General features: G+C 52.3%; 27 protein-coding genes. 14 read left to right on the top strand and 13 right to left on the bottom strand.

Features of this window, described 5'->3' with window-relative positions; all coding sequences use genetic code 11:
• Positions 1-56: 56 nt before the first annotated feature.
• The 5 genes from pdxY to anmK all read right to left on the bottom strand — a co-directional run bounded on the left by pdxY (position 57) and on the right by anmK (position 4,631).
• Entirely contained in the window at positions 57-917 is an 861-nt protein-coding gene (pdxY, locus tag ACLJRE_RS06100; protein ID WP_000789740.1) for a pyridoxal kinase PdxY, read from the bottom strand.
• 59 nt (positions 918-976) lie between these two features.
• Positions 977-2,251 (bottom strand): tyrosine--tRNA ligase, encoded by a 1,275-nt coding sequence (gene tyrS, locus ACLJRE_RS06095; protein WP_023212222.1) that lies wholly within the window; start codon positions 2,249-2,251, stop codon positions 977-979.
• Positions 2,252-2,377: 126 nt separating this feature from the next.
• Complete coding sequence (gene pdxH, locus ACLJRE_RS06090; protein ID WP_001282334.1) at positions 2,378-3,034, bottom strand: pyridoxamine 5'-phosphate oxidase; 657 nt, start codon at positions 3,032-3,034, stop codon at positions 2,378-2,380.
• 58 nt (positions 3,035-3,092) lie between these two features.
• Entirely contained in the window at positions 3,093-3,422 is a 330-nt protein-coding gene (gene mliC, locus ACLJRE_RS06085) for a C-type lysozyme inhibitor (RefSeq protein WP_001132086.1), read from the bottom strand.
• Between the two features lie 87 nt (positions 3,423-3,509).
• Entirely contained in the window at positions 3,510-4,631 is a 1,122-nt protein-coding gene (anmK, locus tag ACLJRE_RS06080) for an anhydro-N-acetylmuramic acid kinase (RefSeq protein ID WP_023212223.1), read from the bottom strand.
• 272 nt (positions 4,632-4,903) lie between these two features.
• Here anmK and slyB point away from each other — a divergent pair, with 272 nt between their 5' ends.
• Entirely contained in the window at positions 4,904-5,371 is a 468-nt protein-coding gene (slyB, locus tag ACLJRE_RS06075; protein WP_000597179.1) for an outer membrane lipoprotein SlyB, read from the top strand.
• A 47-nt stretch (positions 5,372-5,418) separates the two neighbouring features.
• Here the strand turns inward: slyB and slyA are convergent, their stop codons facing one another.
• A complete protein-coding gene (gene slyA / locus ACLJRE_RS06070; protein WP_000764550.1) occupies positions 5,419-5,859 on the bottom strand; it encodes a transcriptional regulator SlyA in 441 nt (146 codons plus the stop codon).
• Between the two features lie 194 nt (positions 5,860-6,053).
• Here slyA and ACLJRE_RS06065 point away from each other — a divergent pair, with 194 nt between their 5' ends.
• From ACLJRE_RS06065 to ACLJRE_RS06055, 3 genes are read left to right on the top strand one after another with little or no spacing between them, the layout of a single operon-like run.
• Complete coding sequence (locus ACLJRE_RS06065) at positions 6,054-6,290, top strand: DUF1656 domain-containing protein (RefSeq protein ID WP_000649755.1); 237 nt, start codon at positions 6,054-6,056, stop codon at positions 6,288-6,290.
• A gap of 2 nt (positions 6,291-6,292) precedes the next feature.
• Positions 6,293-7,153, top strand: a complete 861-nt coding sequence (locus tag ACLJRE_RS06060) for an HlyD family secretion protein (RefSeq protein ID WP_023212224.1) — start codon at positions 6,293-6,295, stop codon at positions 7,151-7,153.
• A complete protein-coding gene (locus ACLJRE_RS06055; protein WP_023212225.1) occupies positions 7,153-9,192 on the top strand; it encodes an FUSC family protein in 2,040 nt (679 codons plus the stop codon). The genes ACLJRE_RS06060 and ACLJRE_RS06055 overlap by 1 nt, the downstream gene beginning before the upstream one ends.
• Here the strand turns inward: ACLJRE_RS06055 and sodC2 are convergent.
• The 3 genes from sodC2 to ACLJRE_RS06040 all read right to left on the bottom strand — a co-directional run bounded on the left by sodC2 (position 9,168) and on the right by ACLJRE_RS06040 (position 10,955).
• Entirely contained in the window at positions 9,168-9,689 is a 522-nt protein-coding gene (gene sodC2, locus ACLJRE_RS06050) for a superoxide dismutase [Cu-Zn] SodC2 (RefSeq protein WP_000826820.1), read from the bottom strand. The two genes, ACLJRE_RS06055 and sodC2, sit on opposite strands and share 25 nt — an antisense overlap.
• 79 nt (positions 9,690-9,768) lie before the next feature.
• Entirely contained in the window at positions 9,769-10,665 is an 897-nt protein-coding gene (locus ACLJRE_RS06045) for an aldo/keto reductase family oxidoreductase (protein ID WP_000250715.1), read from the bottom strand.
• A gap of 50 nt (positions 10,666-10,715) precedes the next feature.
• Positions 10,716-10,955, bottom strand: coding sequence for a DUF1289 domain-containing protein (locus ACLJRE_RS06040; RefSeq protein ID WP_001538148.1), 240 nt, complete (start codon positions 10,953-10,955; stop codon positions 10,716-10,718).
• Between the two features lie 102 nt (positions 10,956-11,057).
• Between ACLJRE_RS06040 and ACLJRE_RS06035 the strand changes: the two genes are divergently transcribed.
• The 4 genes from ACLJRE_RS06035 (at position 11,058) to rnt (ending at position 14,037) form a co-directional block, all read left to right on the top strand.
• Positions 11,058-11,657, top strand: a complete 600-nt coding sequence (locus ACLJRE_RS06035; RefSeq protein ID WP_001041827.1) for a TetR/AcrR family transcriptional regulator — start codon at positions 11,058-11,060, stop codon at positions 11,655-11,657.
• Positions 11,658-11,715: 58 nt separating this feature from the next.
• Positions 11,716-12,813 (top strand): alkene reductase, encoded by a 1,098-nt coding sequence (locus ACLJRE_RS06030; RefSeq protein WP_000092927.1) that lies wholly within the window; start codon positions 11,716-11,718, stop codon positions 12,811-12,813.
• Between the two features lie 68 nt (positions 12,814-12,881).
• A complete protein-coding gene (gene gloA, locus ACLJRE_RS06025; RefSeq protein WP_001237787.1) occupies positions 12,882-13,289 on the top strand; it encodes a lactoylglutathione lyase in 408 nt (135 codons plus the stop codon).
• A 100-nt stretch (positions 13,290-13,389) separates the two neighbouring features.
• Positions 13,390-14,037 (top strand): ribonuclease T, encoded by a 648-nt coding sequence (rnt, locus tag ACLJRE_RS06020; RefSeq protein WP_001282272.1) that lies wholly within the window; start codon positions 13,390-13,392, stop codon positions 14,035-14,037.
• A 77-nt stretch (positions 14,038-14,114) separates the two neighbouring features.
• Here rnt and grxD read toward each other — a convergent pair whose 3' ends face one another.
• Positions 14,115-14,462, bottom strand: coding sequence for a monothiol glutaredoxin 4 (grxD, locus tag ACLJRE_RS06015; RefSeq protein ID WP_000108176.1), 348 nt, complete (start codon positions 14,460-14,462; stop codon positions 14,115-14,117).
• Positions 14,463-14,797: 335 nt separating this feature from the next.
• Between grxD and ACLJRE_RS06010 the strand changes: the two genes are divergently transcribed.
• Together ACLJRE_RS06010 and sodB are read left to right on the top strand one after the other, a co-directional pair.
• On the top strand, positions 14,798-15,619 hold the full coding sequence (locus ACLJRE_RS06010; protein ID WP_023220693.1) for a C40 family peptidase: 822 nt from the start codon (positions 14,798-14,800) through the stop codon (positions 15,617-15,619).
• Between the two features lie 126 nt (positions 15,620-15,745).
• A complete protein-coding gene (gene sodB / locus ACLJRE_RS06005; RefSeq protein WP_000007294.1) occupies positions 15,746-16,327 on the top strand; it encodes a superoxide dismutase [Fe] in 582 nt (193 codons plus the stop codon).
• A gap of 82 nt (positions 16,328-16,409) precedes the next feature.
• On the opposite strand, the gene ACLJRE_RS06000 is transcribed toward sodB, so the two are convergent.
• The gene (locus ACLJRE_RS06000) at positions 16,410-16,499 is read right to left on the bottom strand and encodes a YnhF family membrane protein (RefSeq protein ID WP_000102277.1); all 90 of its coding nucleotides are present in this window, start codon (positions 16,497-16,499) and stop codon (positions 16,410-16,412) included.
• A gap of 295 nt (positions 16,500-16,794) precedes the next feature.
• Between ACLJRE_RS06000 and purR the strand changes: the two genes are divergently transcribed.
• Positions 16,795-17,820 (top strand): HTH-type transcriptional repressor PurR, encoded by a 1,026-nt coding sequence (gene purR / locus ACLJRE_RS05995; RefSeq protein WP_000190993.1) that lies wholly within the window; start codon positions 16,795-16,797, stop codon positions 17,818-17,820.
• On the opposite strand, the gene punR is transcribed toward purR, so the two are convergent.
• A complete protein-coding gene (punR, locus tag ACLJRE_RS05990; protein WP_000269522.1) occupies positions 17,817-18,749 on the bottom strand; it encodes a DNA-binding transcriptional activator PunR in 933 nt (310 codons plus the stop codon). The two genes, purR and punR, sit on opposite strands and share 4 nt — an antisense overlap.
• 112 nt (positions 18,750-18,861) lie before the next feature.
• Between punR and punC the strand changes: the two genes are divergently transcribed.
• Both punC and cfa read left to right on the top strand, forming a co-directional pair.
• Positions 18,862-20,067 carry a purine nucleoside transporter PunC gene (gene punC, locus ACLJRE_RS05985; protein ID WP_023212226.1) on the top strand — a complete coding sequence of 402 codons (1,206 nt, stop codon included), beginning with the start codon at positions 18,862-18,864 and terminating at the stop codon, positions 20,065-20,067.
• A gap of 289 nt (positions 20,068-20,356) precedes the next feature.
• On the top strand, positions 20,357-21,505 hold the full coding sequence (gene cfa / locus ACLJRE_RS05980) for a cyclopropane fatty acyl phospholipid synthase (protein WP_000098879.1): 1,149 nt from the start codon (positions 20,357-20,359) through the stop codon (positions 21,503-21,505).
• Between the two features lie 41 nt (positions 21,506-21,546).
• Here the strand turns inward: cfa and ACLJRE_RS05975 are convergent, their stop codons facing one another.
• Complete coding sequence (locus tag ACLJRE_RS05975; protein WP_000493971.1) at positions 21,547-22,188, bottom strand: riboflavin synthase; 642 nt, start codon at positions 22,186-22,188, stop codon at positions 21,547-21,549.
• A gap of 216 nt (positions 22,189-22,404) precedes the next feature.
• On the opposite strand from ACLJRE_RS05975, the gene mdtK reads away from it, so the two are divergent.
• Positions 22,405-23,778 carry a multidrug efflux MATE transporter MdtK gene (gene mdtK, locus ACLJRE_RS05970; protein WP_001175081.1) on the top strand — a complete coding sequence of 458 codons (1,374 nt, stop codon included), beginning with the start codon at positions 22,405-22,407 and terminating at the stop codon, positions 23,776-23,778.
• Positions 23,779-23,908 lie beyond the last annotated feature (130 nt).

Genomic DNA, 23,908 nt, shown 5'->3' with positions numbered 1-23,908 from the left:
TCATGTTGCCGGATAGCTCGCTGTAGCGCCATCCGGCCTCTTTTTAGCAGCAATAATTACAGCCGCGTTGCGCTGAAGTAATGTTCAGGGTTAGCGATCCTGTCCTGGGCCGCCACGACCTGCAGTTCGTACTCCTGCATCGTTTTGGTGGCGATCATAATCTCATAGACTGCCGCCGTAACGTGCTCCAGCGCCTGCTGCAACGTCGCGCCCTGCAAAAGTTTGACCAGCAATAAACCACTGGTGACATCGCCAACGCCAACCGGCTGACGTGAGCCGAAATCCACCAGCGGACGGCTAATATGCCAGGCTTCCTGCGCTGTCACCAGCAGCATTTCAAAGCGTTCTGAACTGTAACCGGCGCGGGCGAGATGTTTTACCAGTACAATTTCTGGCCCCTGAGCAATCAGTTCGCGCGCCGCCTGCACGGCGTCATCCACACTATTCACGCTATGTTTGCTGAGAATTTCCAGTTCAATCAGGTTAGGCGCGATAATATCGCTGGCGGGTAGCGCATAACGCACATGGAACTCTGCGACGCCAGGCGCCACGATACAGCCCTTTTCCGGATGCCCCATCACGGGATCGCAGAAATATTTTGCCTGCGGATTTGCCGCTTTAACCTGGCGCACAATACCGAGAATGTGTTCTCCCTGCTCGGCAGATCCCAGGTAACCGCTAAGTACGGCGTCGCAGTGCGCTAACTGACCAATGTCCGCAATCCCCTGGACAATCTCAGTCAGATGGCTGGGCGGCATGACACAGCCGGTCCATTTACCATATTGCGTGTGGTTAGAAAACTGAACGGTATTCAGCGGCCAAACATTCGCGCCAAGACGGCGCATGGGAAATTCGGCGGCGCTGTTGCCCGCATGTCCGAAAACAACATGGGACTGGATAGCGAGGATATTCTTCATTTTTTTACCTGAACATCAAAAATAAGGGAGTGATTTCTCACTCCCTGTTACTTAATGCCTTATTTCCAGCAAATCAGACAATAGTTCTTTTTGCCGCGACGTAATAAGGTATAGCGGCCAAACAGACGGTCCTCATCGTTAAAGATGTATTCAGGATCGGATTGTTTTTCACCATTGATAGTGACAGCGTTGGAGGCGATAGTCTTACGCGCCTGACCACGTGACGGCTGGAGCTCGGCGTCTACCAGCGCCTGCATCAGGTCGGCGCCTTTTTCCATTTCAACCATCGGTACGCCGTCCTGCGCCAACTGCTCAAAGTCAGCTTCGCTCAGCGCGCTCAGTGAACCGCTGAACAGACATTCAGTGATCCGTTTCGCCGCGACCAGCCCTTCTTCACCATGAACCAGGCGCGTCACCTGCTCGGCCAGCACATACTGCGCGCGCGGCGCTTTCCCGCTGTTTTTATCTTCTTCTTCCAGGGCATTGATCTCTTCAATGTCCATAAAAGTGAAGAATTTCAGGAAGCGATAAACATCGGCATCTGCGGTGTTAATCCAGAACTGGTAGAATTTGTACGGACTGGTTTTCTTCGGATCCAGCCAGACAGCGCCGCCTTCGGTTTTACCGAATTTCGTGCCGTCAGCTTTGGTGATCAGTGGAACGGTCAAACCAAATACCTGATTCTGGTGCAGGCGACGGGTCAGGTCGATACCGGAAGTGATGTTCCCCCACTGGTCAGAACCGCCAATCTGTAAGGCAACGCCGTGCAGTTTATTCAGACAAGCGAAGTCGTACCCCTGTAGCAGGTTATAAGAGAACTCCGTGAAAGAGATACCCTGATCGTCACGGTTCAGGCGCTGCTTCACCGCTTCTTTGTTGATCATCTGATTAACGGAAAAATGTTTACCGATATCGCGCAGGAAAGTCAGCACATTCATGCTGCCGAACCAGTCATAGTTATTGGCCGCGATAGCGGAGTTTTCGCCGCAATCAAAGTCCAGGAATGGGGCAACCTGTTTACGAATTTTCGCCACCCACTCCTGAACGGTCTCTTCAGTGTTCAGTTTACGCTCGGCGGCTTTGAAGCTCGGGTCGCCAATCAGACCGGTCGCGCCGCCTACCAGCGCAACAGGTTTGTGCCCTGCCTGCTGGAAGCGTTTCAGGCATAACAATGGAACCAGATGCCCCAAATGCAAGCTGTCAGCGGTAGGATCGAAGCCGCAATAGAGCGCGATCGGGCCTTGCGCCAGTCGCTCTGCCAACGCGTCTTCGTCCGTCACCTGGGCTATCAGCCCCCGCTCTTGCAATTGTTTAATCAAGTTACTGCTTGCCATCAAAATCTCCATGTATAAAACGACTGCACCTTTGCCGGTACACGACTTTTCGCCAGACGCGAAAGAGACATAGCATAAAACGGCGGATTCATCCGCACCAGTGCTTAAAACAAGATTTTTGCATCTTTAGGGCGCAAGACGGTCGATTTTCCATGCGCCGTCGTCGCGTTGGTATAAAAAGCGATCGTGCAGACGATGTTCGCCGCCCTGCCAGAACTCCATCTGTTCGATACTCACGCGAAAACCGCCCCAGAAGCTGGGTAACGGCACTTCGCCCTGTTGAAACTTCTGCTTGAGCTCCAGGAATTTGCTTTCGAGGATACCGCGCGCGGAAATGCGGCTGGATTGTTTAGAGACCCATGCGCCAATCTGGCTGTCGCGCGGACGGCTGTGGAAATACCTCACCACCTCAAGTGTGGAGAGACGCTCGGCTTTGCCTGTCACCATCACCTGGCGTTCAAGCATATGCCAGGGAAATAACAGGCTGATACGCGGATTGTGCTCAATCTGATGCGCCTTGCGGCTTCCCAGGTTGGTATAAAAGACCAGGCCTTTTTCATCATAATGCTTGAGCAATACAATACGCTGGTACGGTTGCCCCTTGTCATCTACGGTCGCCACGACCATTGCCGTCGGATCGGCCAGTCTGGCGTCGCACGCTTGCCCAAGCCAGCGCTCGAATAAGGTTAACGGTTCAGCGGGTAAATCGCGGCGACGCAAGCCGCCTTTCGTGTATTCACGGCGCAGATGCGCGATCTGCTGCAATTGGTCGTTATCAGACATGGCGTTGATCAGAAATAAACAGTGGGTGGCGCTATTGTGCGCCCCCATACTGAAAATCTCAACGCTTCGGATTTTGTAACTGACAGTTATTAAGCACAATTCTGTCTCGTTTATAGACCGTGGCGCTCTCGCCTTGCGACCAGAAAACATAAATCCCGTCGGTATAACGCGCGCCCGAGGCCGAGATTCCTTGCTTCAGGGTCAGCAGCTTATTGTCATAAACAAAACTGACCTCTTCACGCGGGTTATTGACTTTAACGGTAAGCGGCTTCTCATCACACTGGTATTCCAGCGTATCCGTTTGCATACGTTCAACAAATTGTTGATAAACGCTACAGCCGGTCAGCAGCACAGGTAAACACATTATTGCGATCTTTTTCATAGGCATATCCCGAAAGCTCTCCTGCTTCTGGAAGGGCAAACGCCCCTTCCTGACCTTGCTAGTTTACCGATATAGGGTCCGGGAAAAATTCAGTTAACTCTGAGTTATTGGGTTAGCCGGGTAAATAGCGCCTAAAACACTGGCTTCTGTAGCCCCCGTCACGGAAGGTAAATTTCCCGGCAGGCCCGCGAGCGTTCGCCAGGCAAGCCATGCAAAGGCCAGCGCTTCCATATCATCGCCGCTAATCCCCGCCTTATCGGTGGTCGAAACCTCGATACCGGGCAACAACGCCGCCAGACGGGCCATCACTAACGGATTCCGGCTTCCGCCGCCACAGACCATCAGCCGCTCGCAGCCGCCATTGAGCAGCACCTGTTGGGCGATGGAGACCGCCGTCAGCTCAGCCAGCGTGGCCTGCACATCGCGCGCGTCTGCACCAGGGAAAGCCGTAAGATGACGTTCTAACCAGCCATAGTTGAAATATTCGCGTCCTGTACTTTTGGGCGCCGACGCAGCAAAGTACGGATCGCGCAACATCTTTTGCAGCAAGGGAAGAATAACCTGACCTTCTTTCGCCCATGCCGCATCTTTGTCGTAGGGCTGCGCGCATTGTCGCCAAATCCACGCATCCATCAACATATTACCCGGCCCCGTGTCGTACCCGCGCACCGCCTGTCCGGGGAAAAGCAGAGATAAATTGGCGATGCCGCCGATATTCAGGACCATACGTTTTTCCGTCGGATGTCCCAACAGCGCGTGATGGAAAGCGGGCACCAGCGGCGCGCCTTGTCCGCCCAGCGCAATATCCCGCCGCCGAAAATCGCCGACCACTGTAATCCCCGTATGGGCGACGATGTGATTATTATCGCCAATTTGCAACGTATGCGGGGCCTCGCCGGTCGGCTCATGCCAGACCGTTTGCCCATGACAACCAATGGCGACGATATCCCGCGGCTGCAAACGTTGTTGCGCTAACAGCGCATTAACCGCCTGTGCAAAAAGCCGGCCTAACTGGGTATCCAGCTGGCCGAGTTGCGAGAGCGTAAGCGGCTGTCCCTGGCAAATATTGAGAATGCCTTTTTTCAGATGAACGGGAATGGGCCAGGTGAGACTTGCCTGTTGCGCTACCATTGTTTCATCAATTGCCGCCAGTACAACATCCACGCCATCAAGGCTGGTCCCGGACATAACGCCAATAAAACGGCCCGATTTCATACCTCTTCCTTATTAAGCTGGGTTAAGCCTTAACACTCGGCATAACGTATTTTGCAATGCGATGCCCGCGTCACGTTTTTTGCCGTGCCGTCCACGGATATCAATGACCTATCTTTTCTTGCTTCCCACTTCGTTTAAGATTAGTTAATTAACTTCTGATTATGATTTTTACATTCTTTTGGCAGAAGATATGACCTTAACTGCATAAATGCCATATAATTTAGCTATAGGGATGCTGAAATAGCGTTTCGTGAAGAACAGGAGATGGGTAAATGATTAAACGTGTACTGGCCGTTTCACTGATGGGGTTATCCTTAGCGGGGTGTGTTAACAATGATAGCCTTTCGGGTGATGTTTATACCGCATCCGAGGCTAAACAAGTTCAGAATGTAACGTACGGTACTATCGTTAACGTTCGTCCGGTTCAAATTCAGGGCGGTGATGATTCTAACGTGATTGGCGCTATCGGCGGCGCGGTGTTGGGCGGATTCCTCGGCAACACTATCGGCGGTGGTACGGGTCGTTCACTGGCGACCGCGGCAGGTGCGGTGGCTGGCGGCGTAGCGGGCCAGGGCGTCCAGAGCGCAATGAATAAAACCCAGGGTGTGGAACTGGAAATTCGTAAAGACGATGGCAACACCATTATGGTTGTGCAGAAACAAGGAAATACGCGTTTCTCGGCAGGTCAGCGTGTCGTGCTGGCCAGCAATGGCAGCCAGGTTACTGTCTCTCCACGCTAAACCAGGCTTTACGTGTGGTCACATGGCCACACGTATGCCCCTGCACCTCAATCGTGAGAGTGCAATTCCATAATGTTGTGTTCAAGCTTGGCGATAAGTTTAATCAGAATCTCAATCTCCTCTGAAGAAATCCCAGCCAAAATTTCACCGCGCGTTTTATGAATGACCGCTTCCATCTCAGCGATCAGCGGCTCCGCTTTTTCGGTCAGTTTAATGCGCTTAGCGCGACGATCGCTGGCGCAGGTTTGCCGCGAAATTAGCCCCTTATCTTCAAGTTGATCCAACGTGCGTACCAGCGATGGCTGCTCAATGCCTATCGCTTTAGCCAATTGAATCTGCGACTGGTCAGGCGGCAATTGATGAATATTGTGCAACGTGACCCAATGTGTCTGCGTCAATTCCAGAGGCTTGAGGCGATGGTCAATCAGAGCACGCCAAATGCGCACCAACCGTGCCAGATCAGAACCTAGTGGCGATTCCAATTTCATCTCCTTATAATTAGCTTGCTAAGTTATTATGCTGATTTTAGAATAGTGTGCAGTATTTGTATTCTCAAAACAAATGTATTGCTAAATTTGCTTACCAATAGACATTTTTTCAGACATAGTGCGCACCTGGCACCTGTAGCTTCGGTTTTGGCTAAAACCAAAGCATCGATGTCTGACGCAAAGGAACATTGCTTGTGAAGTGTATACTCAACGCCACAGGATTGCCCTTACAAGATCTCATGTTGGGAGCATCTGTTTACTTTCCGCCATTCTTTAAAGCCTTTGCGCTTGGGTTCGTTATCTGGTTGTTTATTCACCGACTCCTGCGTGACCGGATATACTCTGATGAAATCTGGCATCCCCTGTTAATGGATCTCTCCCTCTTTACGCTTTGCGTATGTCTGGGCCTCGTTTTACTGATCGCGTGGTAAATATGTCCTTAAAAACAATAAAATATTTTTCTACTCTCATTGTCGCCGTCGTCGCCGTTCTGGCCGCGTGGTGGTTATGGAATTACTATATGCAGTCACCGTGGACGCGCGATGGTAAAATCCGCGCGGAACAGGTCAGCGTAACGCCACAGGTTTCTGGCAGCATTACCCAACTCAATATCAAAGATAATCAGTTCGTCAACGCCGGGGACGTTCTTTTTGTCATTGATAAAACGCCCTTCCATATTGCAGAACTTAACGCGCAGGCGCAGTTGGCCAAAGCGCAGTCCGATCTGGCAAAAGCGAATAATGAAGCCGACCGACGTCGACATTTATCGCGTAACTACATCTCTGCTGAAGATCTGGATAGCGCCAATCTGAATGTTAAAGCGATGCAGGCCAACGTAGATGTCGCACTGGCAACGTTAAAACAGGCGCAGTGGCAGCTTAGCCAGACGGAAGTAAAAGCGCCGGTATCCGGCTGGGTGACCAACCTTTCCACGCGTACCGGTGATTATGCCAGTACCGGTAAGCCGCTTTTCGCCCTGGTAGATAGCCATTCATTTTATGTAATGGGATATTTCGAAGAAACCAAACTACGCCATATCCGCGAAGGTGAGCCTGCATTAATAACACTGTATAGTGGCAATATTAAGTTACAGGGTCACGTTGGCAGTATCGGGCGCGCTATTTACGACCAAAGCGTGGAAAGTGACTCCGGTTTAGTGCCCGATATCAAACCCAACGTACCGTGGGTACGTCTGGCGCAACGCGTACCGGTACGTATCGAATTTGACGCTTTGCCGCAGGATATCACGCTCGTCTCCGGCACTACCTGCAGCGTAGCCATTGGACCGCGGTAATGAAACTCTCCCTGCCGGCCCTGCGAAATACGCCCTGGTTTAAAGCGACCTCCGGCCAGTGGCGTTACGCGTTGCGCAATACCATTGCTATGTGTCTCGCGCTGACATTCGCTTATTATCTCAATCTGGATGAGCCCTACTGGGCGATGACTTCGGCCGCAGTGGTGAGCTTTCCGACCGTAGGCGGCGTAATCAGTAAAAGTCTGGGACGTATTGCCGGGAGTTTACTCGGCGCGACCGCCGCGTTAATTATTGCCGGCCATACGCTGAATGAACCCTGGTTGTTCTTATTTAGCATGGCCGCCTGGATCGGTTTTTGTACCTGGGCCTGCGCGCATTTTACCAATAATGCCGCTTATGCTTTCCAGTTGTCCGGCTACACGGCGGCAATCATCGCGTTCCCGATGGTTAATATTGTAGAAATCACGCAGTTGTGGGATGTCGCCCAGGCACGTGTATGTGAAGTTATCGTCGGCATCCTCTGTGGCGGCATGATGATGATGATCCTGCCCAGCACATCGGATGGCACAGCCCTGCTCACCGCGTTGAAAAACATGCATGCGCGCTTGCTGGAACATGCCAGTCTACTTTGGCAGCCGGAGACTACCGACGCCATCCGCTCCGCGCATGAGGGGGTCATTGGGCAAATCCTGACCATGAACCTGCTGCGTATTCAGGCCTTCTGGAGTCACTACCGTTTTCGCCGCCAGAATGCATTGCTAAATGCATTGTTACACCAGCAATTACGGCTAACCAGCGTGATCTCCAGTCTGCGTAGAATGCTTTTAAACTGGCCGACGCCGCCGGAAAACAGCCGCGAAGTTATTGAACAACTCTTAGCTGCGCTGGCGAAACCGCGCGCGGACAGCTACACCGTGGCGCGGATTATTGCCCCGCTACGCCCGCAGGATGAACAGGATTATCGTCACCTCGCGTTCTGGCAGCGATTACGCTATTTTTGCCAGCTATATCTGCGCAGCAGCCGTCAGTTATATCTGATCGAAAGCGGCGCGCCGGTGGATCAAATCCATATCCGCCGCACTCCCGGCCTTGCGCGGCATACGGATAACGCAGAGGCCATCTGGAGCGGCGTGCGTACCTTTTGCACGCTCACGGTGATTGGCGCCTGGAGTATTGGCGCGCAATGGGAATCAGGACCCGGCGCATTAACCCTGGCGGCGATCAGTTGCGTCCTCTACTCCATCGTCGCCACGCCGTTTAAGTCGCTTTCCTTATTGATGCGTACTTTAGTGCTGCTGTCCTTATTCAGCTTCGTGGTGAAATTTGGCCTGATGGTGCAAATCACCGATCTGTGGCAATTCTTGCTTTTCCTTTTTCCGCTGTTCGTCACGATGCAACTGCTTAAACTGCAGATGCCTAAGCTGGCGGGACTGTGGGGGCAGCTTATCGTTTTTATGGGCTCATTCATCGCCGTGACCAATCCGCCGGTGTACGACTTCGCCGACTTCCTTAACGATAATACCGCCAAGATCGTCGGCGTCGCGATTTCCTGGCTGGCGTTTGCGATTTTGCGCCCCGGTTCCGATGCCGTAAAAAGTCGCCGCCATATCCGCGCGCTACGCCGGGATTTCGTCGATCAGCTTAGCCGTCATCCTTCCCATAGCGAAAGCGAGTTTGAATCGCTGACCTATCATCACGTCAGTCAGCTCAGCAATAGCCAGGATGCGCTGGCGCGCCGGTGGTTATTACGTTGGGGAGTGGTACTGCTGAACTGCTCGCATGTGGTGTGGCAGCTGCGCGCCTGGGAGTCGCGTTCCGATCCGCTTTCCCGGGTGCGGGATATTTGTATATCCCTGCTGCGTGATGTGATGAGCGAGCGCGGCGTGCAGCAACGCCCGCTTGCCGTCACGCTACAGGAATTACAGCGTATCTGCGACACGCTCGCACATCATCATCAACCCGCCGCGCATGAGCTGGCGGCGATTATCTGGCGTTTACACTGTTCGCTGTCGCAGCTGGAACAGGCTCCAGCGCAGGGAACACTGTCTCCGGGTTATTTAATGACGCCGCAGGCGTAACGCATTCCGCCGCCGCCGAGCGGTTTCGGCTGATCGGACATGTTATCGCCGCCCACATGGATCATGAGCGCTTTATCTTTCACTTCATCAAGAGACTTCAGACGCGGCGCAGTAACCGGTTCGGTGGCGATACCATCATTATTAACGACTAACACCGGGAGGTCGCCCAGATGCCCCTGGCCTTCCGGTCCTTCATGCTTGCCGGTATTTTGTGGGTCCAGATGACCACCAGCGGCCTCTGCGGCAACTGCTTTGCCGTCTTTAATCGCGGGCTGGCAGCTACCGTTGGCATGAATGTGAAAACCATGCTCGCCCGGCGGTAACGCTTTAAGGTGTGGGGTAAATTTTAAGCCGCCTTCGGTTTCATCGATGACGACGGTGCCGATAGACTGTCCTACGCCTTGCGCCGTCACCAGGTTCATCTCTACTTTCTCGCTGGCGGCCTGCGCACCCGCACAGGCCAGCAGCGTCACCATCGCTAAACTTAATCGCTTCATAAAACCTCCGTTACATGTGGTCGTCTGTTAAGTGTAAACCACTGGCGAAAACATGAACGGAAAGTCAACGAGTTGGCGATTACGGCACGTCATAACCCAGTGCCGCCTTGCGGATTCGGAACCACTGTTGACGCGACAATGACAGCGTTTCCGCTTCTAGTGCGGCGCGTACGCGTTCGATTTTACCCGAGCCAATAATCGGCAGCGGCTGCGACGGCAAACGTAAAATCCAGGCATAGACCACCTGTTCAATAGAACTGGCGTTGAGTTCTTGCGCGATAACGGAAAGTTCCTGGCGCAACGGCTGATAAGCCTCATCATTAAACAGCCGACCGCCGCCAAGACATGACCAGGCCATCGGACGAATACGCAGTTGCTGTAATTGATCTAATGTGCCGTCCAGCAACAAAGGCTGATGAACCGGCGAGATCTCCACCTGATTGGTCGCCAGGGTGAACGGCAGGCGCGATTGCAGCAACGTAAATTGCGCTGGCGTAAAATTAGAAACGCCAAAATGGCGTACTTTGCCGCTTTGGTGCAGATGTTGAAACGCCTCGGCGACGTCATCCGCATCCATTAACGGATCGGGACGGTGAATTAACAACATATCCAGATAATCTGTCGCCAGATTTTTTAATGACTGTTCGGCGCTCAGAATAATATGGCGGCGATCGGTAATATAATGACCGAGCCTATTTTCCGCTCTGGCGGTGGTCGCAATACCGCATTTGGTAACGATTTGCAGTTTTTCCCGCAAATGCGGCGCCAACGTTAGCGCCGCGCCAAACGCCGCTTCGCATTGATAACCGCCATAAATGTCCGCATGGTCAACGGTAGTGACGCCCAAATCCAGATGTTCTTCGATAAAACTCACTAACTGACGCGCGGACATATTCCAGTCCATCAAACGCCAGTAACCCATGACAAAACGCGAAAACTCCGGGCCTTGTGGAGCGATGGTGACACGCTGAACCATAACAGATTCCTCATAGAGAATAATGAGGTTGAGTATACGCAATTCCGCGTTTAAAAGAGTGAAGGTTGTTGAGGATCTTCCGATGGGAGAGGCTTATTTGCGCGTATTTTACGCAAGAAACGCTGGCGACAAAGCCGCAGTACATTTTGTTTCTCGGCATCGCTCATTTTTTGCCAGTTAAACCGTTCGTCGCGGCTGCGCATACATCCCCGACAAAAGCCACGCTCATCAGACTGGCAGATACCGCGACATGGGCTTGCTACAGGAAAAAACTCCAACTGCTCGGCCACATCCCCTCCTCAACGTTTGGCGCTTATGACTATTGAAGACGCTAACTGACATTATGGCAACTCTGCTTGCAGTAGACCGACTGGTCTACTATACTACCTGTCATGAATAAGCAAACCGAACACGATACCCGCGAACATCTGCTGGCCACCGGCGAGCAGCTTTGTATGCAACGGGGTTTTACCGGCATGGGGCTTAGCGAGTTGCTCAAAACCGCCCAGGTGCCTAAAGGGTCGTTTTATCACTACTTTCGCTCGAAAGAAGCCTTCGGCGTCGCCATGCTTGAACGACATTACGCCTGCTATCATCAGCGTCTTACGGCGCACTTCACCTCCGGTCCCGGTAATCATCGCGATCGTCTTCTCGCCTGGTATCAGGAAACGTTAAAGCAGTTTTGCCAGCAAGGCACCATCAGCGGTTGCCTGACGGTGAAACTGTCAGCGGAAGTCTGCGATCTGTCGGAGGATATGCGCTCTACGATGGATAAAGGGGCGCAGGAGATCATGGCACTGCTTGCACGCGCGCTGGAAGATGGCCGTAATAGCCACTGTTTACATTTCACCGGCCAGCCGTTGCCACAGGCGCAGGTACTTTATGCCCTGTGGCTGGGCGCCAATTTGCAGGCCAAAATATCCCGTAGCGCCGCGCCGCTGGAAAATGCGTTGGCGCATGTTAAGACCATCATTGCAACGCCTGAGCAGTAACAGGCGTTTTTATTTCCTTTATTACAAGACGACCGGTCTACTTATATCAGGAGCCACTATGTCATCAGCAAAATTGTTTACCCCCCTCAAGGTGGGTGCCATCACGGCGACAAATCGCGTATTTATGGCGCCTTTGACGCGTTTGCGGAGTATTGAACCGGGCGACATTCCTACGCCGTTAATGGCGGAATATTACCGTCAACGCGCCAGCGCCGGATTGATCATCAGCGAAGCCACACAAATCTCCGCACAGGCGAAAGGCTATGCCGGCGCACCGGGATTACACAGCGATGAGCAGATCGCCGCCTGGAAAAAAATCACTCAGGGAGTCCATGCCCAGGGCGGCCATATGGCGGTGCAACTGTGGCATACGGGCCGTATTTCACACGCCAGCCTGCAACCAGGCGGACAAGCGCCCGTCGCGCCATCCGCTATCAATGCGGGAACCCGCACCTCTTTGCGTGATGAAAACGGCCAGGCCATCCGCGTAGAGACTTCCACGCCGCGCGCGCTGGATACTCACGAGATTCCAGGGATCGTCAACGATTTCCGCCAGGCTATCGCCAATGCCCGAGAGGCAGGCTTCGATCTGGTGGAGCTGCACTCCGCGCACGGTTATCTGCTGCACCAGTTCCTCTCACCGTCTTCTAATCACCGTACCGATCAGTACGGCGGCAGCGTAGAGAATCGCGCCCGTCTGGTGCTGGAGGTGGTTGATGCCGGCATTAAGGAATGGGGCGCGGACCGTATCGGCATCCGCCTTTCTCCTGTCGGCACTTTCCAGAATGTCGATAACGGCCCGAATGAAGAAGCTGACGCCCTTTATCTGATTGAAGCGTTAGGCAAACGCGGCATTGCTTATCTGCATATGTCTGAACCAGACTGGGCGGGCGGCGAACCGTACAGCGACGCGTTCCGTGAAAAAGTGCGCGCACGTTTCCACGGTCCCATCATCGGCGCTGGCGCCTATACGCCAGAAAAAGCGGAAGATCTGATCGAAAAAGGGCTGATTGACGCCGTGGCGTTTGGTCGCGATTACATCGCTAACCCGGATCTGGTAGCGCGTCTGCAATGTAAAGCGAAACTCAATCCACAGCGTCCCGAAAGTTTTTATGGCGGCGGCGCGGAAGGCTACACTGACTACCCTACTCTGTAATTTCATTGATAGCGGCCTCACATCGCCGCTATACTTTGAATATCTTGACTATTTTAAGGACAACGAAAATGCGTTTATTGCATACTATGCTGCGCGTCGGCGATTTGCAGCGTTCCATCGCTTTTTACACTAACGTTCTGGGCATGAAATTGCTGCGTACCAGTGAGAATCCGGAATACAAATACTCGCTGGCCTTTGTGGGATATGGTCCGGAAACGGAAGAAGCGGTCATCGAACTAACCTATAACTGGGGCGTTGAGAGCTACGACATGGGCAATGCGTACGGGCATATCGCGCTGAGCGTTGACAATGCTGCTGAAGCCTGTGAACGCATTCGTCAAAACGGCGGCAACGTGACCCGTGAAGCGGGGCCGGTAAAAGGCGGTTCGACCATCATCGCCTTCGTTGAAGATCCGGATGGCTATAAAATCGAATTGATTGAAGCTAAAGACGCAGGCCGCGGTCTGGGTAACTGATCCCCCGCCGGGCGCAGGTCACTGCGCCCGTTGTTTTACTGCATCCCGGCGTAAAATTTGCCATAATACGCGCTGCATTTTTTCGTATTAAGAGACTCAGATGTCCGATAACGCTCAACTTTCCGGTCTGTGCGACCGTTTTCGTGGTTTTTATCCTGTCGTCATCGACGTTGAAACTGCAGGATTTAACGCTAAAACCGATGCGCTGCTCGAAATCGCCGCCATCACGCTGAAAATGGATGAACAAGGCTGGCTGATGCCGGACACGACGCTGCATTTCCATGTAGAGCCGTTCGCTGGAGCCAACTTACAGCCGGAAGCGCTCGCGTTTAACGGTATCGATCCCTCTAACCCGCTACGCGGCGCGGTGAGTGAATATGAGGCGCTACACGCTATTTTCAAAATGGTGCGTAAAGGTATCAAAGACAGCGGTTGTAGCCGCGCCATTATGGTCGCGCATAACGCCACTTTTGATCACAGTTTTATGATGGCCGCCGCAGAGCGCGCCTCGCTGAAACGTAACCCGTTTCATCCGTTCGTCACCTTTGATACTGCGGCATTGAGCGGACTGGCGCTGGGACAAACGGTGTTATCAAAAGCGTGCCTGGCGGCAGGTATGGAGTTTGACGGCGAAAAGGCCCATTCCGCTTTGTATGATACCGAGCGGACAGCGGTGCTGTTTTGTGAAATCGTCAATCGCTGGAAGCGCCTGGGCGGCTGGCCGTTACCTTTGCCGACGGACAAATAACGTGGCTAACGACGCCGCTCTTGCTTACTATGGCAGTAAAAAAGCGACCTTTACAGGTCGCTTTCCCCTTTCACAGATTACTCTGCGTCCGGCTCCTGAGTTTTATATTTTGCCGCAGTTTCTTTAATAAGCTGCTGCAACTCACCACGCTGATACATTTCAATCACAATATCACACCCGCCGACCAGCTCGCCGTCCACCCACAGTTGTGGGAATGTCGGCCAGTTGGCGTATTTCGGTAATTCAGCGCGAATATCCGGGTTTTGCAGGATATCAACATAGGCAAAACGTTCCCCGCAGGCTGAAAGCGCCTGAACGGCCTGCGCAGAGAAACCACAGCTTGGCAGTTTCGGTGAACCTTTCATATACAGGAGAATCGGGTTTTCAGCGATCTGGCGCTGAATTTTTTCGATAGTGGTGCTCATTGTCTCGCTTCCTTAAACTACTTTTACGACCGAAGCCTGTCATTGTAACGGGTCAGGCTGGCAACGGAAAATAACATTTTCATCATGCCTTATTATTTTACCGTCTGCGGGAATAAGTTGTATACAAAATATCTTTTAAGCGGGTTGCCGCGCAGTGATTCGTCGATAACGCGTTCGTGTTTAGCATTAATTGCTATTTTTTTTACATCTGTTAACGAAACACAGCTTCAGAAACCAAAAGCAATTACCAATCTGTGCTTTTGTAGATTAGAATTATCAGGTTTTGTAAATCATACGCAGGCATGAATCGCCTGCCTTTAACAGAGGATTGCTCAGTGGCGCGGATAAACAAAATCTCGATCACGCTCTGTGCTTTACTTTTTACTACTCTCCCCTTTACGCCAATGGCCCATGCTTCCAGGCAAGCCAAAGCGACGCCTGCTGTTTCTCATGTCACGAAAACGGCAGATAAAAAGAAAAGCACAACGAAAAAGATCAGTAAAACCAGCAAAAAAAACGTAAAAAAAACCTCAAAAAACAGCCGTTCTTCTTCCGCTTCTACGCCAAAACGTACCACCGCCTCCACGAAATCTCGTCATACGACGCATCGCCGGAACAGAACCGCGCCCACGTCAATCGCCGCCCTCGACGTAACGGAAAAATGCACAACGCGTAAAGGCCGTAAGCCGCACTGCGTGAAGGGGAAAGGAACATTGCCGGTCTCTATTGCCGATGCGCATCGTGCAAAAGTACAAAAAGCGACGAAAACCGCGATGTCCAAACTCATGAATCAGATTGGTAAACCGTATCACTGGGGAGGTGCGTCGCCGCGCACCGGTTTTGATTGCAGCGGTCTGGTGTATTATGCCTATAAAGATTTAGTGAAGATCCGTATCCCCCGAACGGCGAATGAGATGTATCACCTGCGTGACGCGGCGCCCATTGAGCGTAGCGAGTTGAAAAACGGCGATCTGGTGTTCTTCCGTACGCAGGGGCGCGGCACCGCCGATCACGTTGGCGTCTATGTCGGCAACGGTAAGTTTATCCAGTCTCCGCGCAGCGGTCAGGAAATTAAGATCACCTCACTGAACGAAGAGTACTGGCAGCGTCATTATGTCGGCGCCCGTCGGGTGATGACGCCTAAAACAATTCGCTAATATTTTATCCTGTCGTTTAACGACAGGATAACTTCTTCTTTTGCGCCACCTCTCAATTTGCTACCCTATCCTTACGCGCACCAGGGTTATTGTGCGTGCGCAATATTAATAATAAGGAGAGAAGCAATGTCGTTCGAATTACCTGCATTACCGTATGCCAAAGATGCTCTGGCACCGCATATTTCTGCTGAGACGCTGGAATATCACTATGGCAAACATCATCAGACTTACGTGACCAATCTTAACAATTTGATCAAAGGCACGGCGTTTGAAGGCAAATCGCTGGAAGAGATCGTGCGAGCCTCCGAAGGCGGTATCTTTAATAACGCCGCTCAGGTATGGAACCACACCTTCTACTGGAACTGCCTGGCGCCAAACGCTGGCGGCGAACCGACCGGGAAACTGGCTGATGCTATCGCGGCATCTTTTGGCAGCTTCGCGGAATTTAAAGCGCAGTTCACCGATGCCGCTATCAAAAACTTTGGTTCCGGATGGACATGGCTGGTAAAAAGCGCTGATGGCAAACTGGCTATCGTTTCTACCTCAAATGCCGGTACGCCGCTGACTACGGATGCAACGCCGTTGCTGACGGTTGATGTGTGGGAACACGCGTATTACATCGACTACCGCAACGCCCGTCCAAACTATCTGGAGCATTTCTGGGCGCTGGTTAACTGGGAATTTGTTGCGAAAAATCTCGCCGCATAAGTCTGAGTACGCAGAAGGTACGCCTTCTGCGTTTTAGAGAGGGATAGAATAGAGGAGACGCCCACCCTCAGAAGAGAGGAAATCAGTGCAGAGCGGCCGTTAATCCACCTGCGACAATCACGCCCAGAACAATCAGCGTAGTAATCAACGAAAATTTCAGGTCGGTACTCATCAAGTTTTCTCCTTTTTATTCCCACACAAAAAGTGATATAGCGCATTTTTGCACATTCCCGCACAAAAATCTCTCATGTTTTATATTGATAACTGTTTTTAACGCTTCCCCTTTTCCTCAAGATCAGACAAAATTCCAGGCTGACTGAATTAGCGTAACGGCCATTGACCCCTTCCTGACGTTCCGTGTCGTTTTTCCGGCGTGCCGCAACCCTGATGTTGCGATTAGGGTGTGTGTAGGCAAACGTTTACCTGGCGTTTCTCAGGAGCTTAGCGAGGGTCTGGAGTGAAATGTAATGGCAACAATTAAAGATGTAGCGAAACGAGCAAACGTTTCCACTACAACTGTATCACACGTAATCAACAAAACGCGTTTTGTCGCTGAAGAAACGCGTAACGCGGTCTGGGCGGCAATTAAAGAGCTACACTACTCTCCCAGCGCCGTCGCGCGTAGCCTGAAGGTTAACCATACCAAGTCGATAGGCTTACTGGCGACCAGCAGCGAAGCGGCCTATTTTGCCGAAATTATCGAGGCGGTTGAAAAAAACTGTTTCCAGAAAGGCTATACGCTGATTTTAGGCAACGCCTGGAATAACCTGGAAAAACAGCGCGCCTACCTGTCCATGATGGCGCAAAAGCGCGTGGATGGCCTGCTGGTGATGTGTTCTGAGTATCCAGAACCTCTGCTTTCCATGCTGGAAGAGTATCGCCATATTCCGATGGTGGTGATGGACTGGGGTGAGGCGAAGGCCGATTTTACCGACACGGTGATTGATAACGCCTTTGCAGGCGGCTATATGGCGGGTCGTTATCTGGTTGAGCGCGGCCACCGGGATATTGGCGTTATTCCCGGCCCGCTGGAGCGCAACACCGGCGCGGGCCGGCTGGCAGGCTTCATGAAAGCCATGGAGGAGGCGCTGATCAACGTGCCGGACAACTGGATTGTTCAGGGCGACTTCGAGCCGGAATCCGGTTACCACGCGATGCAGCAAATTTTATCGCAGTCACATCGCCCTACCGCCGTTTTCTGCGGCGGCGATATTATGGCGATGGGCGCGCTTTGCGCGGCTGACGAAATGGGGCTTCGCGTACCGCAGGATGTTTCGGTGATCGGTTATGACAATGTGCGTAACGCCCGTTACTTTACCCCGGCGCTGACGACGATTCACCAGCCCAAAGACTCTTTAGGCGAAACCGCATTTAATATGCTACTGGATCGCATCGTCAATAAGCGTGAAGAGTCACAGTCTATTGAAGTTCATCCACGCTTGGTTGAGCGTCGCTCGGTCGCTGACGGCCCGTTCCGCGACTATCGGCGTTAATCCCCGCAGTCGGGAGCCTCTTCTGGCTCCCGCAGCCACTCCCGATTCAACGTTTCGCTATCGCCCAAATAGTCCAGCAGCCATGCCAGCGCGGGCGAGGCCTCGTTTTGCTGCCACGTCACGCAACAGGCCGCATCGGGAAACGGATTCTCTAACGTCAGCGCCACCCATTTTCCGCTGTCTATCCACTGTCGGGCAAAATGCGTCGGCACCATTCCCACGCATAGTCCTGCCGACAGGCAGGTTGCCGATGACTCCCAGTCCGGTACGACGACCCTTTTTTGGTTATCCAGCAGCCAGGTAATCCGTTTCGGTAAGGTTCGCGAAGTGTCCTCCCTGACCAGCGACGGCCAGTTGCGCAGGGTATCATCGCTTAACGGCCCAGGCATCGACGCCAGCGGGTGATCGCTTGCCACTACGCAGCTCCAGCTCAGGGTCCCCATATCCCGAAAAGCGTAACGCCCCCCTACCGGAATCGCCTGCGTCGCCCCAATCGCCAGTTCGACACGCCCGTCGGAGAGCGCGTCCCAGACGCCGTTAAACACCTCCTGAAAAACCAGCAGTTCCACATCGTCAAAATGGCGATAGAAATCGACGATCATCTGCCGGGTACGTTCTGGTCTGACGATATTGTCCACCGCAATAGCTAACTGCCCGCGCCAGCCATTAGCAATTTGCTGACACTGTTGGCGAGTGATCTGCATTTTTTTGATAACAGAACGCCCTTCTTTTAAAAACCAGACGCCAGCAGGCGTCAGTTCAACATCACGGTGACGTCGTACAAAAAGCGGTACGGCCAGCCACTCCTCTAGCTGACGAACGGTGTAACTGACTGCTGAAGGCACACGGTGCAGTTCTTGCGCCGCCGCGCTAAAACTGCCATTGCGCGCCACGGCGTCAACCACTTCAAGCGAGTATTCCGACCACATAATTTGCCTACAAAAATTTTGAATTCACTGGACAAATATTAACGTTTCACAACCGTAATTTCACTCCCTACACTCTGCGACAATGTCTGTCTGATAAGAAAGAGAAACAAATATGCAACCTGGAAAAGGTTTTTTAGTCTGGTTAGCCGGTCTTAGCGTGCTGGGATTTCTGGCTACGGACATGTACCTGCCCGCGTTTGCCGCCATACAGGCGGATTTACAAACGCCTGCCGCCGCGGTCAGCGCCAGCCTCAGCCTTTTTTTAGCTGGCTTTGCCGTCGCGCAACTCCTCTGGGGACCGCTATCGGATCGTTATGGCCGTAAACCGATTTTACTGCTGGGGTTATCTATCTTTGCACTTGGAAGTCTGGGGATGCTGTGGGTAGAAAGCGCGGCAGCACTGCTGACGCTGCGCTTTGTGCAGGCCGTCGGCGTTTGCGCGGCAACGGTAATCTGGCAAGCGCTGGTGACCGATTATTATCCTTCGCAAAAAATTAACCGTATCTTCGCCACGATCATGCCACTGGTGGGATTATCCCCGGCGCTTGCGCCCTTACTGGGAAGCTGGATACTGACGCATTTCTCATGGCAGGCGATTTTCGCCACCCTGTTCGTGATTACGTTGTTGCTGATGTTGCCGGCGCTGCGCTTAAAACCATCGGTAAAAGCGCGTACCGAAGGACAGGATAAACTCACTTTCGCGACGTTGTTACGCTCTAAAACCTATCGCGGTAATGTGCTGATTTATGCCGCCTGTTCCGCCAGCTTTTTTGCGTGGCTAACAGGGTCGCCGTTTATTCTCAGCGCGATGGGTTACAGCCCGGCAGTGATTGGCCTGAGCTATGTTCCGCAAACCATCGCTTTTCTGATTGGCGGATATGGTTGCCGCGCGGCGCTACAAAAATGGCAGGGCTACCAATTGCTTCCGTGGCTGTTAGGGCTGTACGCGCTGAGCGTTATCGCCACCTGGGGAGCGGGCCTTCTGAATAATGCCTTACTGGTGGAGATCCTGATTCCTTTCTGCGTAATGGCGATTGCTAATGGCGCCATCTACCCTATCGTCGTCGCGCAAGCGTTACGCCCTTTCCCTCAAGCCACGGGGCGCGCTGCGGCGCTACAAAATACGCTGCAACTGGGGTTATGTTTCCTGGCAAGCCTGGTGGTTTCATGGCTCATCAGCACGCCGCTGTTGACCACCACCAGCGTAATGCTCTCTACCGTTGTTCTGGCGGCGTTAGGTTACAAAATGCAGTCTCATGCAGAGTGCGCTGAGGCCGAATTTCACCATGCCAATGTCGCCCACGACAAGTCTCACTAAAAGCTTGTTAACCGCTGGTAATTAGCACGCTAACAATTTTCGGTTGAATCATCAAAAATTGCGGCCTATACTGATTCACGGTTGTTTATATTACGATAATTATTAGGCATTAACGGGAACCGGAGCGTTCCCGATTCACCATGGATGGCCTTTTCGGCAAGGGTTCCTCCCTTCCTCTGTTCTACGTCGGATAACTGGCTCACGGAATTGCCCGTGGGATTTCTCACAAAGCCAAAAAAGCGTCTACGCTGTTTTAAGGTTCTGATCACCGTCCAGTGATGGAGAAACTATGAGTTCATCGTGTATAGAAGAAGTCAGCGTACCGGATGATAACTGGTACCGAATCGCCAACGAATTGTTAAGTCGCGCGGATATTACAATTAATGGTTCCGCCCCGTCTGACATTCGTGTTAAGAATCCCGATTTTTTTAAACGCGTCCTTCAGGAAGGATCGTTGGGGTTAGGTGAGAGTTACATGGATGGCTGGTGGGAATGCGAGCGTCTGGATATTTTCTTCAGCAAAGTCTTACGTGCCGGTCTTGAAAATCAACTCCCCCACCATGTTAAAGATACGCTCCGTATCCTCGGCGCGCGTCTGATTAATCTACAAAGTAAAAAACGCGCCTGGATTGTCGGCAAGGAACATTACGATCTTGGTAATGACCTTTTTTCCCGTATGCTCGATCCCTATATGCAATATTCTTGCGCCTACTGGAAAGATGCCGATACGCTGGAAGCGGCACAGCAAGCCAAGCTGAAATTAATTTGCGAAAAGCTACAGCTACAACCCGGGATGCGTGTGCTGGATATCGGCTGCGGCTGGGGCGGCCTGTCGCAATATATGGCGACCCATTATGGCGTTAGCGTGGTGGGCGTAACGATCTCCGCTGAACAACAAAAAATGGCGCAGACGCGTTGCGAAGGTCTGGATGTCTCCATTCTCCTGGAAGATTATCGCGATCTTAACGATCAGTTTGACCGAATCGTCTCCGTCGGTATGTTCGAACATGTCGGGCCAAAAAACTACAACACCTATTTTGAGGTTGTTGACAGGAATTTAAAACCGGATGGTCTTTTCCTGCTCCATACTATTGGTTCTAAAAAAACCGATCATAATGTCGATCCGTGGATCAATAAGTATATTTTCCCCAACGGTTGTTTGCCGTCTGTTCGTCAAATCGCCGAGGCCAGCGAATCACACTTTGTAATGGAAGACTGGCATAACTTTGGCGCCGACTATGACACGACTCTGATGGCGTGGCATGAGCGCTTTATCAATGCCTGGCCAGAGATTGCGGGCAATTATAACGAGCGCTTTAAACGTATGTTCAGCTATTATCTCAACGCCTGCGCGGGTGCGTTTCGCGCGCGTGATATCCAGCTTTGGCAGGTGGTATTTACGCGCGGCGTTGAAAACGGTCTGCGCGTTCCTCGCTAATCATCTCCCCCGTATTTCATGCGGGGGAATCTTATTTTCCGTTAGCCAATGTCGGCCTGATTTCTGACCGCATTTTCTCGTGCAGCCAGTACGCGTTCTACGGTATCAACAACCGCCTGCGTTTGCGGATCGATCTCGATATTCACACGCTCACCCAGTTTTTTTCTGCCAAGCGTAGTACGTTCCAGCGTTTCCGGAATGAGATGCACGCAGAAGCGCGTTGGCGTTACCTCGCCGACGGTCAAACTGATGCCGTCGACGCCGATAAAGCCTTTATACAGGATATACTTCATCAGGGACGCATCCTGCACTTTAAACCACACCTGATGGTTATTTTCGGAGGTCAGGATTTTCGCGATCTCCGCCGTCGTAATAATATGCCCCGACATCAGATGACCACCGATTTCATCGCTGAATTTGGCGGCGCGCTCTACGTTGACCTCATCACCTACCCTCAACGCGCCCAGATTGGTGATGCGCAACGTTTCTTTCATCAGATCGAAACTTATCTGGTTGCCGTTTATTTCAGTCACCGTCAAACAGCATCCGTTATGCGCTACCGACGCCCCCGTCTCCAGCCCCTCCAGCATGTAGTCCGGTAACGTCACCACATGGGTGCGAAAGTTGGGTTTTTCATCAATCGATACCAGTTTCGCGGTACCCTGTACGATCCCCGTAAACATATCTTCAACTCCTGAAATAAATAAAAGCAGAACTGTTCAGCACAATAGCAGGTGGAAAAACAGCTTGCCAGCAATGCGCCGTTAACAACTGTTTTTTCGCTGGAGAAATAGTAATACCCCGCTACAATAGACTGAAATTTCCCCTGCTATTTCTTTTGGCTGCCACTACGGCGGCTTTTTAGTCTTTCATATAACAACAAAATAAAAGGTGAATACGTGCAGAAGTATACCAGTGAAGCGCGTCAGTTATTAGCGTTAGCGATACCGGTGATCCTTGCGCAAGTGGCACAGACCGCAATGGGATTCGTCGATACCGTCATGGCAGGAGGCTATAGCGCTACGGACATGGCTGCCGTCGCTATCGGCACCTCTATCTGGCTTCCCGCCATTTTGTTTGGTCACGGCTTACTGCTGGCCTTGACGCCCGTGATTGCGCAACTCAATGGCTCCGGCCGTCGTGAGCGTATCGCGCATCAGGTTCGACAAGGGTTCTGGCTGGCGGGCTTTGTCTCCGTGCTGGTGATGATTGTCCTGTGGAATGCCGGATACATTATCCGCTCCATGCATAATATTGATCCGGCGCTAGCTGATAAAGCCGTGGGTTATCTTCGCGCGCTACTGTGGGGCGCGCCAGGATACCTTTTCTTCCAGGTAGCGCGAAACCAGTGCGAAGGTCTGGCCAAAACCAAACCGGGTATGGTGATGGGATTTTTGGGCCTGCTGGTGAATATTCCGGTGAACTATATTTTTATCTATGGCCATTTTGGTATGCCGGAACTCGGCGGTATCGGCTGCGGCGTTGCGACCGCGGCGGTCTATTGGGTGATGTTTATCGCCATGCTTTCTTACATTAAACACGCGCGTTCAATGCGTGATATTCGTAATGAAACAGGCTTTGGCAAACCCGATAGCGTCGTCATGAAGCGCCTGATTCAACTGGGGTTGCCGATTGCGCTGGCGCTGTTCTTTGAAGTGACGTTGTTTGCGGTCGTTGCGCTGCTGGTTTCGCCATTAGGTATTGTGGATGTCGCGGGTCATCAGATTGCGCTTAACTTTAGCTCGCTGATGTTCGTACTGCCGATGTCGCTGGCTGCGGCGGTAACGATTCGAGTGGGTTATCGTCTGGGCCAGGGCTCGACGCTGGATGCGCAAACCGCAGCGCGTACCGGTTTAGGCGTCGGCATTTGTATGGCTGTGGTTACCGCGATCTTTACCGTTACTCTGCGTAAGCATATTGCTTTGCTCTACAATGACAACCCCGAGGTCGTGGCGCTTGCCGCGCAATTAATGCTGCTCGCCGCGGTTTATCAGATTTCCGACTCTATACAGGTTATCGGCAGCGGTATTCTGCGCGGTTATAAAGATACGCGTTCCATCTTTTTTATCACCTTTACCGCCTACTGGGTGTTAGGTTTACCCAGCGGTTATATCCTGGCGTTAACGGATCTGGTGGTGGATCGTATGGGACCGGCGGGCTTCTGGATGGGGTTCATCATCGGCCTGACCTCGGCGGCGGTGTTAATGATGCTACGGATGCGCTATCTACAACGTCAGCCGTCCGCCATCATTTTGCAGCGCGCTGCGCGATAATACGACGATAGCCGTCGCATGGCGGCTATTTTCTCGACATGTTGCATATTTCCACCGCAATCAGGTGATTTCAGGAAGAAAATTGCGATTTCCCTCTTGCCTCATTGCAGTTGTGACGCTAATATTCGTC

The organism is Salmonella sp. SAL04157 (assembly GCF_046551635.1).
Lineage (GTDB): Bacteria > Pseudomonadota > Gammaproteobacteria > Enterobacterales > Enterobacteriaceae > Salmonella > Salmonella enterica.
The sequence above is the reverse complement of the archived record's forward strand: the minus strand, read 5'-3'. Positions and strand labels throughout refer to the sequence as shown.

Bases quoted from the DNA above. Each gene is read 5' to 3' on its own strand.
- punR (WP_000269522.1), bottom strand. From the start codon at position 18,749: ATGTGGTCGGAATACTCGCTTGAAGTGGTTGACGCCGTGGCGCGCAAT.
- ACLJRE_RS06060 (WP_023212224.1), top strand. From the start codon at position 6,293: ATGTCCTTAAAAACAATAAAATATTTTTCTACTCTCATTGTCGCCGTC.
- ACLJRE_RS06030 (WP_000092927.1), top strand. From the start codon at position 11,716: ATGTCATCAGCAAAATTGTTTACCCCCCTCAAGGTGGGTGCCATCACG.
- anmK (WP_023212223.1), bottom strand. From the start codon at position 4,631: ATGAAATCGGGCCGTTTTATTGGCGTTATGTCCGGGACCAGCCTTGAT.
- rnt (WP_001282272.1), top strand. From the start codon at position 13,390: ATGTCCGATAACGCTCAACTTTCCGGTCTGTGCGACCGTTTTCGTGGT.
- ACLJRE_RS05975 (WP_000493971.1), bottom strand. From the start codon at position 22,188: ATGTTTACGGGGATCGTACAGGGTACCGCGAAACTGGTATCGATTGAT.
- tyrS (WP_023212222.1), bottom strand. From the start codon at position 2,251: ATGGCAAGCAGTAACTTGATTAAACAATTGCAAGAGCGGGGGCTGATA.
- ACLJRE_RS06045 (WP_000250715.1), bottom strand. From the start codon at position 10,665: ATGGTTCAGCGTGTCACCATCGCTCCACAAGGCCCGGAGTTTTCGCGT.
- sodB (WP_000007294.1), top strand. From the start codon at position 15,746: ATGTCGTTCGAATTACCTGCATTACCGTATGCCAAAGATGCTCTGGCA.
- slyB (WP_000597179.1), top strand. From the start codon at position 4,904: ATGATTAAACGTGTACTGGCCGTTTCACTGATGGGGTTATCCTTAGCG.
- ACLJRE_RS06035 (WP_001041827.1), top strand. From the start codon at position 11,058: ATGAATAAGCAAACCGAACACGATACCCGCGAACATCTGCTGGCCACC.
- ACLJRE_RS06055 (WP_023212225.1), top strand. From the start codon at position 7,153: ATGAAACTCTCCCTGCCGGCCCTGCGAAATACGCCCTGGTTTAAAGCG.
- slyA (WP_000764550.1), bottom strand. From the start codon at position 5,859: ATGAAATTGGAATCGCCACTAGGTTCTGATCTGGCACGGTTGGTGCGC.
- cfa (WP_000098879.1), top strand. From the start codon at position 20,357: ATGAGTTCATCGTGTATAGAAGAAGTCAGCGTACCGGATGATAACTGG.
- purR (WP_000190993.1), top strand. From the start codon at position 16,795: ATGGCAACAATTAAAGATGTAGCGAAACGAGCAAACGTTTCCACTACA.
- grxD (WP_000108176.1), bottom strand. From the start codon at position 14,462: ATGAGCACCACTATCGAAAAAATTCAGCGCCAGATCGCTGAAAACCCG.
- pdxH (WP_001282334.1), bottom strand. From the start codon at position 3,034: ATGTCTGATAACGACCAATTGCAGCAGATCGCGCATCTGCGCCGTGAA.
- gloA (WP_001237787.1), top strand. From the start codon at position 12,882: ATGCGTTTATTGCATACTATGCTGCGCGTCGGCGATTTGCAGCGTTCC.
- mliC (WP_001132086.1), bottom strand. From the start codon at position 3,422: ATGCCTATGAAAAAGATCGCAATAATGTGTTTACCTGTGCTGCTGACC.
- pdxY (WP_000789740.1), bottom strand. From the start codon at position 917: ATGAAGAATATCCTCGCTATCCAGTCCCATGTTGTTTTCGGACATGCG.
- sodC2 (WP_000826820.1), bottom strand. From the start codon at position 9,689: ATGAAGCGATTAAGTTTAGCGATGGTGACGCTGCTGGCCTGTGCGGGT.
- punC (WP_023212226.1), top strand. From the start codon at position 18,862: ATGCAACCTGGAAAAGGTTTTTTAGTCTGGTTAGCCGGTCTTAGCGTG.
- ACLJRE_RS06000 (WP_000102277.1), bottom strand. From the start codon at position 16,499: ATGAGTACCGACCTGAAATTTTCGTTGATTACTACGCTGATTGTTCTG.